Genomic DNA, 14,915 nt, shown 5'->3' with positions numbered 1-14,915 from the left:
CCTGAAATGAAAGAATTTATTGCAAGCTACCCGCTGGCGGCGTGGAGCATTGTCAGCGTCTTGCTGGCGGCAGTGGTAATTGCCGTCCTGTGGGAAAAGGTCAAATGGTGGTGGTTTAATACCTGGGTCAGTTTCCCCGTCGTGGGCCGCATTGCCACCTTGTCGCGCGATGCGAATGAAGACAGCAGTTATCCGGGCTGGTTTTCCGGCGAGCGCACCTTGTGCCAGGAGTACAAGAATTTCGTCCATGTGCAGGACGAACATGATTTCAATGAGAAAGTCACATACCTGACCAAGGCTGGCGATAATGGCCGCAAAAACACGCCGGGCTGGATCTGGCTGTTGACGGTATCGACGGTGTTTGTCGAGGCACTGGGTTTCTCGTATGTGCTGGCCGGCTATACGATTCCCGGCGCCAGCGAGAATCTGCAGCAGAACGGTGCCTATGGCATCGCCTTCCTCATTTCCGTGATCCTGGTGGCATTTACCCACTTTGCCGGACACGAACTGTATAAATCGGGCCGCATCAAGAATGCGCGGCGTGAATGGATCGAGGACAAGCGCCGCGAAAAGCTGTTTACGGGCACCATTCCGCTGGCGCGCGACCAGTCGCAGGACGATGGCATGCCGTCGTACACGCAGCTGTGCAACCGCGTGGGCGCGCATCCCAGCTATGTCGTCAGCATCGCCACCCTGGTGATCGTGCTGGTGATCGCCGGTTTCGCCACCTATGTGCGCGGCCAGGTACTGGAAAAGGAACTGGCGCACCGCGTCAGCACCGTCAGCGCCGAGATCGACCATAACAGCCGCGCCGCCAGCGACAGCCTGGACATGCAGCAAGTGGCGCTGCCCGATGCGGATGCGGCCTCGAACAACGACGCCGACAAGAAAGTGGCGGCCGATGAAGCCAAGATCGACGGCCGTGGCGGCTGGGCTACCTTCATCATCCTTGCCGTGGTGTTTGTCTTCCTGCAATTGCTGGGCGTGATCTTTGGCTACCGCTGGGGCTTTGCGGGCGAAAACAGCGCGCAGGCGTTCGCCGCCATGGGTGGCGGCCGCTATGCCACGTATTCGGCCGTGCGCGAGCACTATCGCCGCATCGCCGACACGGCGCAGGCCAAACTGGCGGTCTTGCAGCAGCGCATCATGGCCAACAATAGCAATGTGGGCACCTCGGGCCAGCACCTGAGCAAGACTTTCCGCGACTATGTGCAGGAAGCGCGCACGGCCGACCATCGCGACCGCAACCACGAACGCGACCATGCCCGCGAGGAAGCCGCCCGCGCCGCCGCCAAGCCGGCGCCGGCGCCATCCCCGGCGCCCGCTCCTGCGCCTGAGCCCGTCAAGGCCGCGGTGCAGGCGGACGCGCCGCAACTGGCGGACATCCTGCGCCAGCTCGATGCCCTCGGCGAGGACAAGGAAGCGAAGAAACAGTTGATCGGCGGCTTGCCGGCCCAGCTGCACGCGGAAGTGCTCGCCGCCCTGAAGCAGCAAAAGGAAGAGCGCAAGTCGCGCGATGCCGAGCTGGAGGACCTGTTATGAAATGGTTGTTGCCTGTAGTCCAGCTGCTGCTGGCCGGCGCTGCCGTGGCCGGTCCCGGCGATGCCTTGCGCAGTTGCTATGACAGCAAGAATCTGCCTGCCGCCGGCAAGCCGGCGACGGAGCTGTTCGTGGCCATCGACCAGACGACGCCGCTCGATACCAGCCTCAAGCAACTGGTGGCGGACAATGTCAAGCCATTCCTGGCCCCCGGCAATGCGTTTACCGTGGTGACGTTTTCCGCCTACACGCAGGGGCGTTATACGGAAGTGATCGCTTCGGGTGCGCTCGACCAGCTGCTGCAGCCGGGGCAGCGCGACGATATTTCCAAGCCCATGCTGTCGAAGTTCGATCAATGCACGACGCGCCAGGCGCAGCAGGCCGCGCAACTGATGGGCAAGGCGCTGCGCAGTGCCTTCGACAACACCAGCAGCGATATCGCGAAGTCGGACGTGGTGGCCAGCATCAAGGCCATTTCGGCGATGGTGCAGCAATCGCCGACGCAGAACAAGGTCGTGCTGATCGTCTCGGACATGCTGGAAAATTCATCGGTGGCCAATTTCTACGCCGACCAGGGCAGGGCCGTGCGCAAGATCGATTCGATCAAGGAGATGCGCACGATCGAGGAAAACCAGATGCTGGCCGATTTCGGCGGCGCCCGCGTGTACGTGATCGGCGCCGGCCTGCTGGCCGCCGACGGGCAGAAGAGCAAGACCTACCGCGATCCGAAGACCATGCAGGCGCTGGCCGGTTTCTGGGCCAGCTACATGCAGAAATCCAAGGCGCAACTGGTGGAATTCGGACAGCCGGCGCTGCTGAACCGCATCCACTAGAATGCCACGGCGCGCCATGCCGCGCTGTCAGCCGGCGCCGGTCTTCTCCGGCGCCACTTCCTCGAGCACGATAAACCCTTCCTTGTCCAGCCTTGCCGCGATGGCAGCATAGCTGGCGATGCTGGCGTGCCGCGTCGCCAGCGGATGCGCGTGCGTGGCCGTGACCACCATCACCGTGGCGCCCGCCGCCTCGCCCGCCTCGATGCCGACGGCCGCATCCTCGAACACCAGGCAGGACTCGGGCGCCACGCCCAGCTGGCGCGCCGCCAGCAGGTAGCAATCGGGCCTCGGCTTGCCGGCCTTGACGTCCTCCGCCGTCACCATGACGGCGGGCAGCGGCATGCCGGCCGCCTGCAGGCGCGCCACGGCCAGCGCCCGTGGCGCCGACGTGACGATGGCCCATTGCGCGGGCGGCAGCGAGCGCAGGAAGCGCGTCGCCCCGGCGATTTCGATAATGCCCGCCACGTCGATGATCTCGGCCGCCGTGATGCCCTGCGATTCGTGCTGGGGGTCCACGCCGGGCAGGTCCAGCCTGGCGATGGTGTCGACCGAGCGCGCGCCGTGGATGGTGGGCAGGAAGGTGGCCACGTCGAGGCCCTGGCGCCGTGCCCACGTGCCCCAGATCCGTTCCGCCGCGGCGATGGAATTGATGATGGTGCCATCCATGTCGAACAGCAGTGCGCGATAGCGGCCAGCCGCCGGTGGCAGCGGCGTGGGGGACGGCGAGGGCAGGGCGGACATGGCTTCCTTCCAGGAGATGGGCTGGCAGCCATTGTAACGGCAGCGCGGTTTTATTTCAGGTAGACGGATTCAAAGCGGGCCACGGGCGCGCCATCCTTGAGCAGCAGCAGGTGCTCGCCGTCGACCTGGAAGCCCGTCACGCTATCGAGGCCGGCCAGCACGGCGCTTTCCAGCCGCATCAGCGGCGGCGGGCAAGCCATGCGCGTGCCTGCCAGCTGCGTGAAGCGCAGCGTGGCGCCGGCCACGCTGTAGCCGCCCATCACGCGGTTGCAACCCGTAAAGCCGCTGACCTTGCCGTCGTCGGCCAAGGTGATGCGCACTTCGCGTTCCTGCCCGGGCGCCATCGCCACCGGGGCGCCACCGAGTTCCGTCAGCTTCCAGTAGGTATTCGTCAGGCTGGCCTGCGGTGCCGCGTCGGCGGGCTTGCCGGCATCGGCGGTGGCGGCGCAGCCGGCGGCCAAGGCGATCATCGCGGCGAGCGGCAGGTAGTTCAGGCGGTGCGGCATGGATAACTCCTCAGGTCGTGGGCAATGCCAGCCAGACTAGCAGATTTTTTGCCGCCGCCGCCGCTACGCCCGTGATTGTTTTCTCTTTTGCCAGTATTGGCATTAAACTCATGCTTTTCACCCTTGCCCGGGAGCCGAAGCGATGCCGCAAGCGCAAGTGCTGGACAACAGACTGGTCGAGACCAGCGACGACGACGTGCTGGTCGACCGCATCGTGCCTGGCGCGCCGCTGGTCATCGCCTTCGGCTTTGTCTCGTGGACCACGCGTCCCGCCTTCGATTTTTACGGCCGCCTGAAAAAGCTGGAGCAATCGAGCGGGCAGCACCTGAACAAGATCCTCGTGCGCGATTCGGCCAACGCCTGGTATCACCGCCGCATCGATGGCCTGGGCAGCCATGCCGATGAAACGGCGCAGGGCCTGCGCGAGCTGGTGCGCGCCATCGCGCCATCCCGGCTCGTTACCATCGGCCAGTCCATGGGCGCGTATGCGGCCGTCATGTATGGCCTGCTGCTCGACGCGCAGCAGATCATCGCCTTCGGCCCGCTGTCCTTCCTCGACGTGGAGCAGGCGCGCCTGTATCACGAATTGCGCTGGCTGCCCGTGATGCAGTCGCTGGCGCAGGACCCGCCGCCATCCGGCTACTATGACCTGGCGGCCCTGTGCCGCGCCCGCGCCACGGAACGCACGGAATTGCACCTGCTGTTCGGCACCCGGCCCGACTCCGCCAATGCAGGCGAGTCGGTGAACCTGGACGCCATGCATGCGCAGCGCCTGGCGGCGTTCGGCCGCTGCACGCTGCATCCGTTCCCTCATTCGGGCCACGCGGTGGTGCAGCACCTGATCGACACGCGGCGCATCAATGGCTTGCTGGCCAGGCTGATTCTCGATATGGCCGTGGAAGACGAGCCGATGGCGGAAATCAGCCACGCATGGCGCGAGTGGGTGGCGGAAAACCTGCGCCTGGGCTGCGCCGGCGAACAGCTGGTGGGTGTGCTGCAGCAGCATGGCTTTTCCCATGCCAGCAGCGTGGCCGCCGTCAATGCCGGCCTGGCCGGGCGAAGCGCCACATGACGCCCGGCTTCGAGCTCGATACCCTGAAAATGCGCCTTGCCGAGCCGCAGCTGGCCGCGCTGGAGCTGCGCGTGCGCGTGCAGCGCGCGCTGCGCCAGCTGATACTTGACGGCGTGCTGGCTCCCGGCCTGCGCCTGCCGGCCACGCGCGCGCTGTCGCAATCGCTGGGCGTGTCGCGCGACACGGTGGAAATGGCCTACCTGCAGCTGCGTCTGGACGGCTATATCCGGCGCCGCGAGGGCTCGGGCAGCTTTGTCTCGGAGACCATAGGGGCCGACCTGCTGGGCATGCGCGCGCGCGCGTCGCAGGCGCCGCCGCCTTTGCCGGCCCCGCCCGTGGCGCTCAGCGCCAGGGGCGCGCAGATACTTGCCAGCGGCGGCGTGAGCGACCAGCAGCGCGTGCAGGCGTTTGCCACGGGATTGCCGGAAACCCGGTCGTTTCCCGTCGAATTATGGGAGCGCCTGCAGCGCCAGGTCGCCGGCGAGCACCGCGCCAGCATCCTGCTGCACGGCGACCCGCAGGGCGCCGCGCCATTGCGGCAGGCGATTGCCGATTATGTCAACCTGGAGCGGGGCGCGACGGCGACGGCGGAGCAGGTGCTGGTGCTGAGCAGCACGCGCCAGGCCCTGTACCTGTGCGCACAGGTGCTGGCCGATGCCCACGCACCGATCCTGATGGAAGATCCCGGCTACTTCGGCGCGCGCAAGGCCTTCGAGATGGCGCAGCTGAAGATCGTGCCGGTGCCCGTGGACGAACACGGGATGCGCATGGACAGCCTGCTGGCGGACCGCAGCGGCGCGAATACGGTGTATGTCACGCCATCGCACCAGTATCCGACGGGCGTGACGCTGGCGCTGGAGCGCCGCCTGGCCCTGGTCGCCTGGGCGCGCGAGCGGCAGGGCTGGATCATCGAAGACGACTACGACAGCCAGTACCACTACGAAGGCTTGCCCACGGCCTGCGTGCAGGGACTCGACCGCCAGCAGCGCACCATCTACATCGGCACTTTCAGCAAGTCGCTGTATCCGGGCCTGCGCATGGGGTATATGGTGCTGCCGCATGCGCTGGTCGCGCCGATGACGTATGCGCGCAGCATCCTCGACGGCCACACGCCGCAGCTGGCCCAGCTGACGCTGGCGCGTTTCATCGCCGATGGCCACTTTGCCGCGCACTTGCGCGCCATGCGCAAGATCTATGCGGTGCGCCGCGATGCGGCGGCGCACGCGGTGCGGCGCCACTTGCCGCACGTCGCCACGGCACACCTGCCGCCCGGCGGCCTGCAGTTGCCCTGCCTGCTGCACGAAGGCTGGTCGGAGCCGGACACGATACGGCGCGCGGCGCGCGCCGGCATCGCGCTGCCGGGCCTGAGCCGCCTGTACGCGACGCCGCCGGCGCGCGGCGGATGGCTGCTGGGCTATGCCGCGCTCACGCCGCACGACATCGAGAGCGGCATCCGGCGCCTGGCGCGTGCGCTTGCCTGAATGGCGATGCAAAAACAAACCATTGTGAGCTGGTGCCGCCAATGTGGTCTGTCGCGTGATCTGCAATTGGACTGCTCGAGCAGTCCGCGTCAAGGCTAAGATGCCTGCTTTCCGCGGCAGGGGGCCGCATGCCGTCCTCCTGCCGCATCGACACCATCGGAAAGGATACGCGCATGAACAGGACAGCAGCAATCGAGCACACGCGGGCGGCAGGGCGGCCGCGCTGGAAGGATCTCGCCTCGCCCGCGATGGCCGCCTTCATTTCGGTCCTCGTCAATTATGGCGGCACTTTCGTGCTGGTCTTCCAGGCGGCCCAGCTGGCACAGCTCAGCGCGGCGCAGACGGCGTCCTGGGTCTGGTCGCTGAGTATCGGCGTGGGCGTGACGGGCATCTGGCTCAGCTACCGCTACCGCACTCCCGTCATCACGGCCTGGTCCACGCCGGGCGTGGCCTTCCTGGCCACCGTCATGCCCGGCACGCCGTATGCGGAAGTGATCGGCGCCTATGTCGTTTCCGCCATCGCCTTCATCGTGCTGGGCATGTCCGGCGCCTTCGAGCGCCTGGTGCGCCTGATACCGGGCGGTATCGCCGCCGGCCTGCTGGCCGGGATATTGCTGCAGTTCGGCGTGAACGCCTTCGGCGGCGCCAGCGCCGATCCGCTGCTGGTCACCGTGCTGCTGCTGTCGTATGCCGTGCTGCGCCGCTACACCTCGCGCTTTGCGGTGGTCGGCATCATGCTGATCGGCGTGGGCCTGCTGCTGGCGCAGGGGCGCATCGACGTGCAGGGCATCGAGTTGCGCCTGGCCGCGCCCGTGCTGGAGCTGCCGCGCTTTTCCGTGCAGGCGCTGCTGGGCGTGGCGCTGCCGCTGTTCCTGATCACCCTGACGGGACAATACATGCCGGGCATGCTGGTGCTGCGCAATGACGGCTACCAGGTCAGCGCCAATCCCATCCTCGTGACGACGGGCCTCGGTTCGCTGCTCATGGCGCCGTTCGGCGCGCACGCCTTCAACGTGGCCGCCATCACGGCTGCCATCTGCACCGGCAAGGACGCGCACGAAGATCCTGCCAAGCGCTATCTGGCCGGCCTGGTGTGCGGGGTGCTGTACATCACGGTGGGGATTTTCGGCGTGACCCTGGCCAGCCTGTTCATGGTCTTGCCGCGCACCTTCATCACGGCCCTGGCCGGCCTGGCCCTGCTGGGTGCCATCGGCAACAGCCTGGCCCATGCGATGGCCGACGCGCGCATGCGCGAGACGGCCCTGATCACCTTCCTGGCGACGGCTGCCAATGTCACCCTGCTGGGCGTGGGTGGCGCGCTGTGGGGATTGCTGGCGGGGCTGGCCGCGCATCTGCTGATGCACGTCAAACGCCGGCCCGCGGCAAACTGAGGGCGTAAAAAAAGGACGGCCGGACCGTCCTTTCGCATGTCGCCGCGCGGTTTACTTCTTGAGGGTCTTTTCCAGCGCCAGCTGGTAATCCGTCTTTTCGTAGCCGGCCAGGTATTTGTTCGTCGCGTCGAGGAAGGCGCGCGAGCGGTAGGCCGCTTCCAGGTCCTTCACCCACGGCTTGCCCTTGTCGGCCGTGCGGATGGCCACCAGGTTGATGTAGCTGTCCGAGATTTTTTCCACGGCGAGGGCCGAGGTCAGCTTCATGCCGGCGGCCAGGGCGAAATTGCCATTGACGAAAGCGTAGTCGGCGTCGGCCAGCGAGCGTGGCAGCTGCGCCGCTTCCAGCGGCACCAGTTTCAGTTTTTTTGGATTTTCCAGCACGTCGCGCTCGGAGGCGCGCAGCGGGTCGACGTTCGGTTTGAGCTTGATCCAGCCCATCTTGGCCAGCATCACCAGCGCGCGCGCCTGGTTGGTCGGGTCGTTCGGCATGGTGATGGTGGCGCCGTTCTTCACGTCGGCCAGCGTCTTTTGCTTGCCGCCGTACAGGCCGATCGGCATGGTCGGCACGGTGATTAATGCGCTCAGTGGCAGCTTGTTATCGGTGGCGAACTTGGTCAGATAGACGATGTGCTGGAACACGTTGGCGTCCAGCGAGCCTTCGGCCAGCGCGTAGTTCGGCTGCACGTAGTCGTTGAATTCGACGATCTTGACCTTGTAGCCCTGTTTTTCCAGGATGGGCTTGATGCCCAGCTTCAGCTGGTCCGAATACGGGCCGGAGCTGGTGCCGATGACGATTTCCTTCGGATCCTTGGCGTGGGCGGCGGTGGCGAAGGCCAGGCTGGCGGCGGCCAGGAGCACGGTGCGGCGAATGTGGTTCATGCAGGTCCTTGTTTCTGAATATGAATTAACGTTTGTCGAGGCGCTTGGCGATGCGCGTGCCGGCGAACTGGATGGTTTGCACCAGCACGATCAGGATGGCCACGGTGGCAACCATGATGTCCGTCTCGAAGCGGTAGTAGCCGTAGCGGATGGCCAGGTCGCCGATGCCGCCGCCACCCACCACGCCGGCCACGGCCGAATACGACAGGAAGCTGATCGACAGCACGGTCAGGGCCAGCACCAGGCCGGAACGCGCTTCGACCAGCAGCACGCGGAAGATGATCTGCATTTCCGAGGCGCCCATGGCGTGCGCCGCCTCGATCACGCCGCGCGGCACTTCGCGCAGGTTCTGTTCCACCAGGCGCGCCAGGTAGGGAATGGCGGCGAACGACAGCGGCACGGCAGCCGCCAGCGGGCCGATCGAGGTGCCCGCGATGATGCGGGTAAACGGCGTCAGGGCGACGAGCAAAATGATGAAGGGGAAGCTGCGCACGGTATTGACCAGCCAGCCCAGGATGGTCGACAGCGGGCGGTTTTCCAGCGACTGGCCTTCCGAGACGAGGAACAGCAAAATGCCCAGCGGGCCGCCGATCAGGATGGCGGCCGTGAGGCCGATGCCCAGCATGGTCATGGTCTGGCCCAGCGCCACCCAGATTTCCGGCAGCAGGTTGACGACGTTATTGATCGATTCTTCAAACATGTGTTGCATCCTTCCATGCGGTCGCTTCAAACGCCTCGGTGCCGTAATACGCCAGCTCGCGGCCCAGCGCCGTCTTGCGCGGGGTGGCCGTGTCGCTCAAGTCGAATTGTTCGGCGATGGCGCCGTTTTCCACGACGGCGACGCGGTTGCAGATGGCGCCCAGCACCGACAGCTCATGGCTGACGATGACGATGGTCACGCCGAGGCGCGCATTGATGTCGCGCAAGGTGTCGAGCAGGGCGCGCGTGGTTTCCGCGTCCAGCGCGGACGTCGGCTCGTCGCACAGCAGCACGTCGGGGTGGCTGGCCAGGGCGCGCGCGATGGCCACGCGCTGTTTCTGCCCGCCGGACAATTGCGCCGGATAGCTGTGCAGCTTGTCGGACAGGCCGACGAGCGCCAGGCATTCCTCGACGCGCGCGGCGATCTGCTCGCCCTTGGTCGTGCCATGGATTTTCAGGGGGAAGGCGACGTTGTCGAAGACGCTGGCGTTTTGCAGCAGGTTGAATTGCTGGAAAATCATGCCGATGTTCTGGCGCGCGTCGCGCAGTTCGCTCTTGCCCAGGCGCGTCAATTCGCGCCCGGCCACGGTAATGGTGCCGCTGTCGGGGCGCTCGAGCAGGTTAATCAGGCGCAGCAAGGTCGATTTGCCGGCGCCGCTCTTGCCGATCAGGCCGAAAATATCACCGGGATAGACTTCCAGCGTGACCGATTTGACCGCGTGAAATTGTTCGCCCTTGGGCAGCGCGAAGGTTTTGTTGGCGCCATCGATGCGAATCACCGGCGTACGGTGTGGTGTGGTCATGCAGTGTTTCCTTTTTTATTGGACCGTGACAGGCGCGCTTGCAGGGGCCAAATCGCCCAGCCTGTTACGTCGGTTGCGTAGTATACCTCCGATCGTGTTATTACTCCTACGACAGAATCTTGCTTTGAATATGCAAATAATGTCTATATGGGTATTTGGCGAGAGTAAAAGCGGTTTTTGTGCGCTCAGCCGATGGAAAATTCGACGGGAATCGATAATTCCAGCGGGTCCGGCCGTTCCTTGGGGATGCGCGGCAGTGGCGCCGCCCGTTGCAAGGTGTCGAGCGCGGCCTGGTCCAGCGCTGCGGAACCGGAACTGCGCTCGACGGCGGCCGCCAGCACCTGGCCGTCGCGGTCGATGCGGCAGCGCAGGTAGACCACGCCCTGTTCCTGCTTCGCGCGCGACGCCGTCGGATAGCGGCGGAAGCGCTCCATGCGCGCCAGCACCTTGCCTTCCCAGCTCGATAGGCCGCTGCGCCGCTCCTGTGGCGCCGGCGGCAGGGCCGGCGAGGGCGGCGCCGCCGCGACAGACGCCGTGGCCACCGGCGCCGGCGTGACGGGGGCATGGCGCACCTCGGCGACGGCCGCGACGGCCTCGGCTTGCGGCGGCATGGGCGCGGCATCCGGCTGCGGCAGCACGAATTGCGGCATGGCTGGCGCTGTCTTTTTGGCAAGGGCGCGCGACGGCGCGGCCGCAGCGCTGGGCCGTTCGGCAAGATTCTGCTCCAACGGACGCGGCGGGGCGGCGGCCGGCAGGTACAGCAGCATGGCCGGCTGCGCGGAGTCGGGCACGCTGGCCAGCACGGGCGCTGCGGCAGCGCGCTGGTACAGTACCCATCCCAGCAGCGCGCCATGCATGGCGAAGACGGCGGCGACGGTCAACGGCTTGTGCCAGTCCGTCGGCGGCGTCTTGTCTGGCGGCGGCGCCGGCACCGGCCCTTCCGGGCGGCGCAGCAGGTAAATGATGACGGCCATTTCCAGCGTTGCCACGAGGACGATGACCCACCATGGCGGATGGCCGAGGCACATGGCGACGAAGCCTATCGTCATGCCCAGGCAAGCGAGGGCCTTGCCGCGGCGCGACACGGCGCGGTGTTCGCGCCACTGGCGCAGCGGCGCGCCGAAGCGCGGGTGGTGCAGCAGCCAGTGTTCCAGGCGCGGCGAGGCGCGGCTGAAGCAGGCCAGCGCCAGGATCAGGAAGATCGTCGTCGGCATGACGGGCAGCAGGGCGCCGATCACGCCCAGCGCCACCATCAGCATGCCGGCCGCCGTCCAGGCCCAGCGGCGCAGCCGTGCCGTGTGCGCTTCCACCGGCGCCTGTTTCACTGGCTGCTCCATCAGGCGCAAGCCTCCACGTGGCCGTGCATGCGCAAAAAGGCGGCGCGCGCGCCGTCGATCACGCGCGCTTCGCCGGCGTCATCGAGGGCGGCCGTATCGAGCACCGACGTAAACTCGCGCCAGTGGCGCGCGCGCCCGTCCGGATGGCCGGCCAGGTGGCGCGCGCCGTGGTGTTCATCGAGGCCGATCTTGCCGGCCAGTTTATACAGGATGGCCGCGCCCAGCTTCGAGCCCTCGCTGACATACAGCCAGCCCAGCGCCGTGGCCAGGTCCAGTTGCGCGTCGAACGGCGGCGTGGCCGCATCGGCGGGCAGGGTCGTGCCCAGGTCGCGCAGGTCGGCCGCGATGCTGGCGTAGCGGCGGCGCTGGTCCAGGTCCGGCAGCAGGGCGGCCAGTTGGGCGTTGTCGTACAGCGCGTCGACATCGCGCAGGAACGCGTACTGCGCCTGCAGGAAGCGCGCGTAATTGTCGCGGCTGGAAAACGGCGCGCTGGCCATGATGCGCTGGTCCAGCAAGTCGTGGGTGGCCATGGTGTCGGCTTTCAGGCGCTGGCTGCGGGTCGGGGCCGCGTCAATTGGAATGGCGTTCAAGGTGGTGGTGGTGGTGGCGCTTGTTGCATGCATGGAATATTTACTCTCTATTATAAGGATGAATCACGTTAGAACCGCACGCCAAGCGTGACGCGCGCCGTGCGGCCCGGTCCCGGCATCAGGCTCAGGGTCAGCGGATCGAGGTAGTAACGGTCCGTCAGGTTGTCCACCGCCACGTCGACGGTGGCGTTGGGCGTGATCTTGTAGCTGGCGAACAGGTCGGCCAGCGTATACGCCTGCGTCAGCACCTGCGGCGAGGTGCCCGTCCACGACTGCCACACGGCCTTGTCGTCCTGGCGCGCCAGCGGATGGCCGACGTGGGTCAGGCGCGTGCCGACGGTGAGTTTTTCCTGCAGCCAGCGCGTGCCCAGGGTCAGGTTGGCGCTCAGCTTGGGCTGGATATGGTTGCTCACGTAGGAACTGGAGAAGCCGACGGGCGAGCAGTCGGGCGTGTTCCAGATATCCGATTGCCACTTGCTGGCCTTGCGCAGGTAGGCCGCCGTGGCCGCGTCGCAGATCAGGGTCTTGCGGTTCCAGGTGCCGGAAAAGTCGGCAAACACGCTGCCCCGGTCGTACGACGACTGCAATTCGACGCCCGAGACGCTGTATTTGTCCGTGTTCGCCATCGAGAAGTTCTGCGCATGGGCCGGCAGGTCGGGAATCGGACGGCGCGTGATGTAGCCGTGGGTGACGTTGTCGAAGTAGGCCACGCGCAGGCGCAGCTTGTCGGCGGCGCTCCACACGCCATCCCGGATCACGCTCAGGCCCACTTCGCGATTATGGCTGCGCTCGGCCTTCAAGGGCGAAGAATAGGTGGCCGAAAAGCCCATCGTCGATTCGTACAGGCTGGGCATGCGCAGGCCGCGCGCGTCGCGCAGGAACAGGCTGACGCTGTCGGACAGGCGCGCCGTCAGCGCAAACGTGGGCGCAAAACCGTGGTCCTGGCGGCGGATCGGCGTGCTGTACTTGAATTGGCCGGCGATGGCGTCGCGGAACACATAGCCGTTGCCGTTCCACTGGTCCACCTGCGACAGGTCCAGCGGCGCCGGTTCCTCGCCATAGCGCTCCACCATGCCGCCCACCAGCGCCGGATTGGTGGCGGGCGTGAAGCGGCCCTGCGCATCCTGGTACCATTTCGCGGCGCCGATCTGCCCGCCGTTCTTGTCCCACATGGTGACCCATTGCCAGCCCTGCGGATGATACTGCTGTTCGGCGCGGCGGTTGCGGTCACGCGTATCGAAGCGCTGGAAGCGCCCGCCGGCCTCGACGCTCAGCCAGTCGCGCGCCTGCCACTGCAGCGAGGCGAACACGCTTTGCTCGTGGCGCTTGCCGTTGCGCAGCGTGTGGTTGGCGTTCAGGTCGTCGTCGAGGATGGTCACGCTGTCGGCCGGGCCGATATCCTCGTTTTGCAGCGACAGGCCGTAGTCGAGCTTGAGCGCGCCCATGCCGCTGGCGAAGCGCGAGGTATTCGTCAGGTCGGCGCCGACCCTGCGCGCCTGGTTCTTCGCCAGGTACAGCACTTCCACGCATTCCTTGCATTCATGGTCGCCGGGATTGGGCTTGCCTTCGAGCGGATTGCTGAAGATGTCGCCGTTGCGCGACTTGCTCTGCATGTCGGTCAGCCACAGGTTGGCCTTCAGGTCGATCAGCTGCTGGCCTTCGGGCTTCCACTCGTAGCGCGCCGTCAGGGCGTTGGTGCGCACCTGGCTCGGGTCCCACTGGGGAATGCTGCCGGTGCTGTTGCGGTAGATTTGCGAGGGCATGATTTCGCCATAGCTGCTGTCGAAATAGCGGTAGCCCAATTCCAGTTTCTGCGCGTGCGGCAGGCGCAGGTTGGCCTTCAGCAGGGCCGAGGTGGTGCGGTTGGCCGTATTGAGCACTTCGTCGCCTTTCTTGAAGAACTGCGTCACGCCATCGTCGCCACCCCATGCATTGGGGAGCTGATAGCGTTCGAAACCGCGCGTGCCGGAAAAATAATTGCCGATGCTGCGGTGGCTGATGGCGGCCAGCAGGTCGTAGTCGTCCTGGCGCGTGGCCACGGCGATGCTGGCAAAGCCGCTGCGCGGGTCGCCCAGCTTGTTGCGCTGCGTGCGCGGCGCGCTGCCGAAATCGCCGGGTGCCGTCACGCTGTTGTCCTGGATGCCGCCGCGCAGGCGCACGCCCGTGCGCTGGCCGGGCAGCAGGATGTCTTCCGGGCGCAAGGTCTGCATGCTGACCATGCCGCCGATGGCGCCCGCGCCCTGCGCCGACAGGTTCGGGCCCTTGTCGATGCGGATGGCGCTGATCAGGTCAGGATCGATGTAGCTGCGGTCGGCGATGCCCGCGTAGCCGCGGTAGACGGTCGACGATTGCAGGCTGCCGTCGATCAGCACGGGCACGCGGCCCTGGCCCTGCATGCCGCGCACGTTGACGTCGACGGCGCCGCTGTTGCGGCTGTCGCCCACCTGCACGCCGGCCACGCCCTTGAAGATATCGGCCGGCGAGGTGCCGCGGAAGCGTTCGATCTGTTCGCGCCCGATGTACACGGAGGCTGCTGGCGTGGTGTAGGGCAGGTCGGCCGGGTCGGTGTCGTCCGCCTCGAACAGGCCGCTGCCGCCCTGGCCATTCACGCGCAGGGTGCCGATCTGCACCGCGCCGGTGGCGACCGATGCCGGTGCGCTGATGATGATGGTCGTGCCGCCTTGCAGCTGCGCCTGCAGGCCGCTGCCGGCCAGCAGCTGGCGCAGCGCGTCCGGCAGCGAATGTCGGCCTTGCAGCGGCGCGCTTTGCCGTCCCTGCGTCAGGCGCGCATCGGCCAGCAGCACCATGCCGGCCTGGCGCGCCAGTTCATTCAGCGCACGGTTCAGGGGTTGCGCCGGAATGTGCCATTCCACCTGGGCCGCGGGCGCTGCGGCGGCCGCCGCGAAGGCGGGCGCGCCGAAGGCCAGGCCGATGGCCAGCAGCAGCGGGGTGAGGCGGGTGGACGGACGGGGCAGGGCGCTGGCAGGAAGGGCACTGTGTCTTGGCGTGGTATGCATCGTTTTTCCTATGGTGATGTGGTGGAT

At 66.5% G+C, this 14,915-nt stretch carries 13 protein-coding genes; 5 read left to right on the top strand and 8 right to left on the bottom strand.

What is annotated here, in order from left to right:
• Positions 1–6: 6 nt before the first annotated feature.
• Both AC3RCJ_RS20020 and AC3RCJ_RS20015 read left to right on the top strand, forming a co-directional pair.
• Positions 7–1,542: a hypothetical protein gene (locus AC3RCJ_RS20020; RefSeq protein WP_492965020.1), complete on the top strand. Its 1,536-nt coding sequence runs from the start codon at positions 7–9 to the stop codon at positions 1,540–1,542.
• Entirely contained in the window at positions 1,539–2,372 is an 834-nt protein-coding gene (locus tag AC3RCJ_RS20015) for a hypothetical protein (RefSeq protein ID WP_492965019.1), read from the top strand. Before AC3RCJ_RS20020 ends, AC3RCJ_RS20015 begins: the two co-directional genes overlap by 4 nt.
• Positions 2,373–2,399: 27 nt before the next feature.
• On the opposite strand, the gene AC3RCJ_RS20010 is transcribed toward AC3RCJ_RS20015, so the two are convergent.
• A complete protein-coding gene (locus tag AC3RCJ_RS20010) occupies positions 2,400–3,113 on the bottom strand; it encodes an HAD-IA family hydrolase (protein WP_492965018.1) in 714 nt (237 codons plus the stop codon).
• A 50-nt stretch (positions 3,114–3,163) separates the two neighbouring features.
• A complete protein-coding gene (locus tag AC3RCJ_RS20005; protein WP_492965016.1) occupies positions 3,164–3,619 on the bottom strand; it encodes an META domain-containing protein in 456 nt (151 codons plus the stop codon).
• A gap of 142 nt (positions 3,620–3,761) precedes the next feature.
• Between AC3RCJ_RS20005 and AC3RCJ_RS20000 the strand changes: the two genes are divergently transcribed.
• From AC3RCJ_RS20000 to AC3RCJ_RS19990, 3 genes are all read left to right on the top strand, one after another.
• Positions 3,762–4,691 carry a hypothetical protein gene (locus AC3RCJ_RS20000; protein ID WP_492965015.1) on the top strand — a complete coding sequence of 310 codons (930 nt, stop codon included), beginning with the start codon at positions 3,762–3,764 and terminating at the stop codon, positions 4,689–4,691.
• Entirely contained in the window at positions 4,688–6,172 is a 1,485-nt protein-coding gene (gene pdxR, locus AC3RCJ_RS19995) for a MocR-like pyridoxine biosynthesis transcription factor PdxR (protein WP_492965014.1), read from the top strand. The genes AC3RCJ_RS20000 and pdxR overlap by 4 nt, the downstream gene beginning before the upstream one ends.
• Before the next feature lie 248 nt (positions 6,173–6,420).
• Positions 6,421–7,563, top strand: coding sequence for a benzoate/H(+) symporter BenE family transporter (locus tag AC3RCJ_RS19990; RefSeq protein WP_492965021.1), 1,143 nt, complete (start codon positions 6,421–6,423; stop codon positions 7,561–7,563).
• Between the two features lie 51 nt (positions 7,564–7,614).
• Here AC3RCJ_RS19990 and AC3RCJ_RS19985 read toward each other — a convergent pair whose 3' ends face one another.
• The 6 genes from AC3RCJ_RS19985 to AC3RCJ_RS19960 form a co-directional block, all read right to left on the bottom strand.
• A complete protein-coding gene (locus AC3RCJ_RS19985; RefSeq protein WP_492965013.1) occupies positions 7,615–8,442 on the bottom strand; it encodes a MetQ/NlpA family ABC transporter substrate-binding protein in 828 nt (275 codons plus the stop codon).
• Positions 8,443–8,467: 25 nt separating this feature from the next.
• Positions 8,468–9,142, bottom strand: a complete 675-nt coding sequence (locus tag AC3RCJ_RS19980; RefSeq protein WP_121669992.1) for a methionine ABC transporter permease — start codon at positions 9,140–9,142, stop codon at positions 8,468–8,470.
• Entirely contained in the window at positions 9,135–9,944 is an 810-nt protein-coding gene (locus AC3RCJ_RS19975) for a methionine ABC transporter ATP-binding protein (RefSeq protein WP_070222288.1), read from the bottom strand. Before AC3RCJ_RS19975 ends, AC3RCJ_RS19980 begins: the two co-directional genes overlap by 8 nt.
• A gap of 185 nt (positions 9,945–10,129) precedes the next feature.
• On the bottom strand, positions 10,130–11,269 hold the full coding sequence (locus AC3RCJ_RS19970) for a TonB family protein (RefSeq protein ID WP_492965012.1): 1,140 nt from the start codon (positions 11,267–11,269) through the stop codon (positions 10,130–10,132).
• 11 nt (positions 11,270–11,280) lie between these two features.
• Entirely contained in the window at positions 11,281–11,904 is a 624-nt protein-coding gene (locus AC3RCJ_RS19965; protein ID WP_492965011.1) for a biliverdin-producing heme oxygenase, read from the bottom strand.
• Between the two features lie 35 nt (positions 11,905–11,939).
• Entirely contained in the window at positions 11,940–14,888 is a 2,949-nt protein-coding gene (locus tag AC3RCJ_RS19960) for a TonB-dependent receptor (RefSeq protein ID WP_492965010.1), read from the bottom strand.
• Between the last annotated feature and the right edge of the window lie 27 nt (positions 14,889–14,915).

Source organism: Janthinobacterium sp. GW822-FHT07H11, from assembly GCF_058798615.1.
The sequence above is the reverse complement of the archived record's forward strand: the minus strand, read 5'-3'. Positions and strand labels throughout refer to the sequence as shown.

What these genes read in the sequence shown, in the direction of transcription:
- AC3RCJ_RS20020 (WP_492965020.1), top strand. Translation starts at nt 7, where the DNA reads ATGAAAGAATTTATTGCAAGCTACCCGCTGGCGGCGTGGAGCATTGTC.
- AC3RCJ_RS20015 (WP_492965019.1), top strand. Translation starts at nt 1,539, where the DNA reads ATGAAATGGTTGTTGCCTGTAGTCCAGCTGCTGCTGGCCGGCGCTGCC.
- AC3RCJ_RS20010 (WP_492965018.1), bottom strand. Translation starts at nt 3,113, where the DNA reads ATGTCCGCCCTGCCCTCGCCGTCCCCCACGCCGCTGCCACCGGCGGCT.
- AC3RCJ_RS20005 (WP_492965016.1), bottom strand. Translation starts at nt 3,619, where the DNA reads ATGCCGCACCGCCTGAACTACCTGCCGCTCGCCGCGATGATCGCCTTG.
- AC3RCJ_RS20000 (WP_492965015.1), top strand. Translation starts at nt 3,762, where the DNA reads ATGCCGCAAGCGCAAGTGCTGGACAACAGACTGGTCGAGACCAGCGAC.
- pdxR (WP_492965014.1), top strand. Translation starts at nt 4,688, where the DNA reads ATGACGCCCGGCTTCGAGCTCGATACCCTGAAAATGCGCCTTGCCGAG.
- AC3RCJ_RS19990 (WP_492965021.1), top strand. Translation starts at nt 6,421, where the DNA reads ATGGCCGCCTTCATTTCGGTCCTCGTCAATTATGGCGGCACTTTCGTG.
- AC3RCJ_RS19985 (WP_492965013.1), bottom strand. Translation starts at nt 8,442, where the DNA reads ATGAACCACATTCGCCGCACCGTGCTCCTGGCCGCCGCCAGCCTGGCC.
- AC3RCJ_RS19980 (WP_121669992.1), bottom strand. Translation starts at nt 9,142, where the DNA reads ATGTTTGAAGAATCGATCAATAACGTCGTCAACCTGCTGCCGGAAATC.
- AC3RCJ_RS19975 (WP_070222288.1), bottom strand. Translation starts at nt 9,944, where the DNA reads ATGACCACACCACACCGTACGCCGGTGATTCGCATCGATGGCGCCAAC.
- AC3RCJ_RS19965 (WP_492965011.1), bottom strand. Translation starts at nt 11,904, where the DNA reads ATGCATGCAACAAGCGCCACCACCACCACCACCTTGAACGCCATTCCA.
- AC3RCJ_RS19960 (WP_492965010.1), bottom strand. Translation starts at nt 14,888, where the DNA reads ATGCATACCACGCCAAGACACAGTGCCCTTCCTGCCAGCGCCCTGCCC.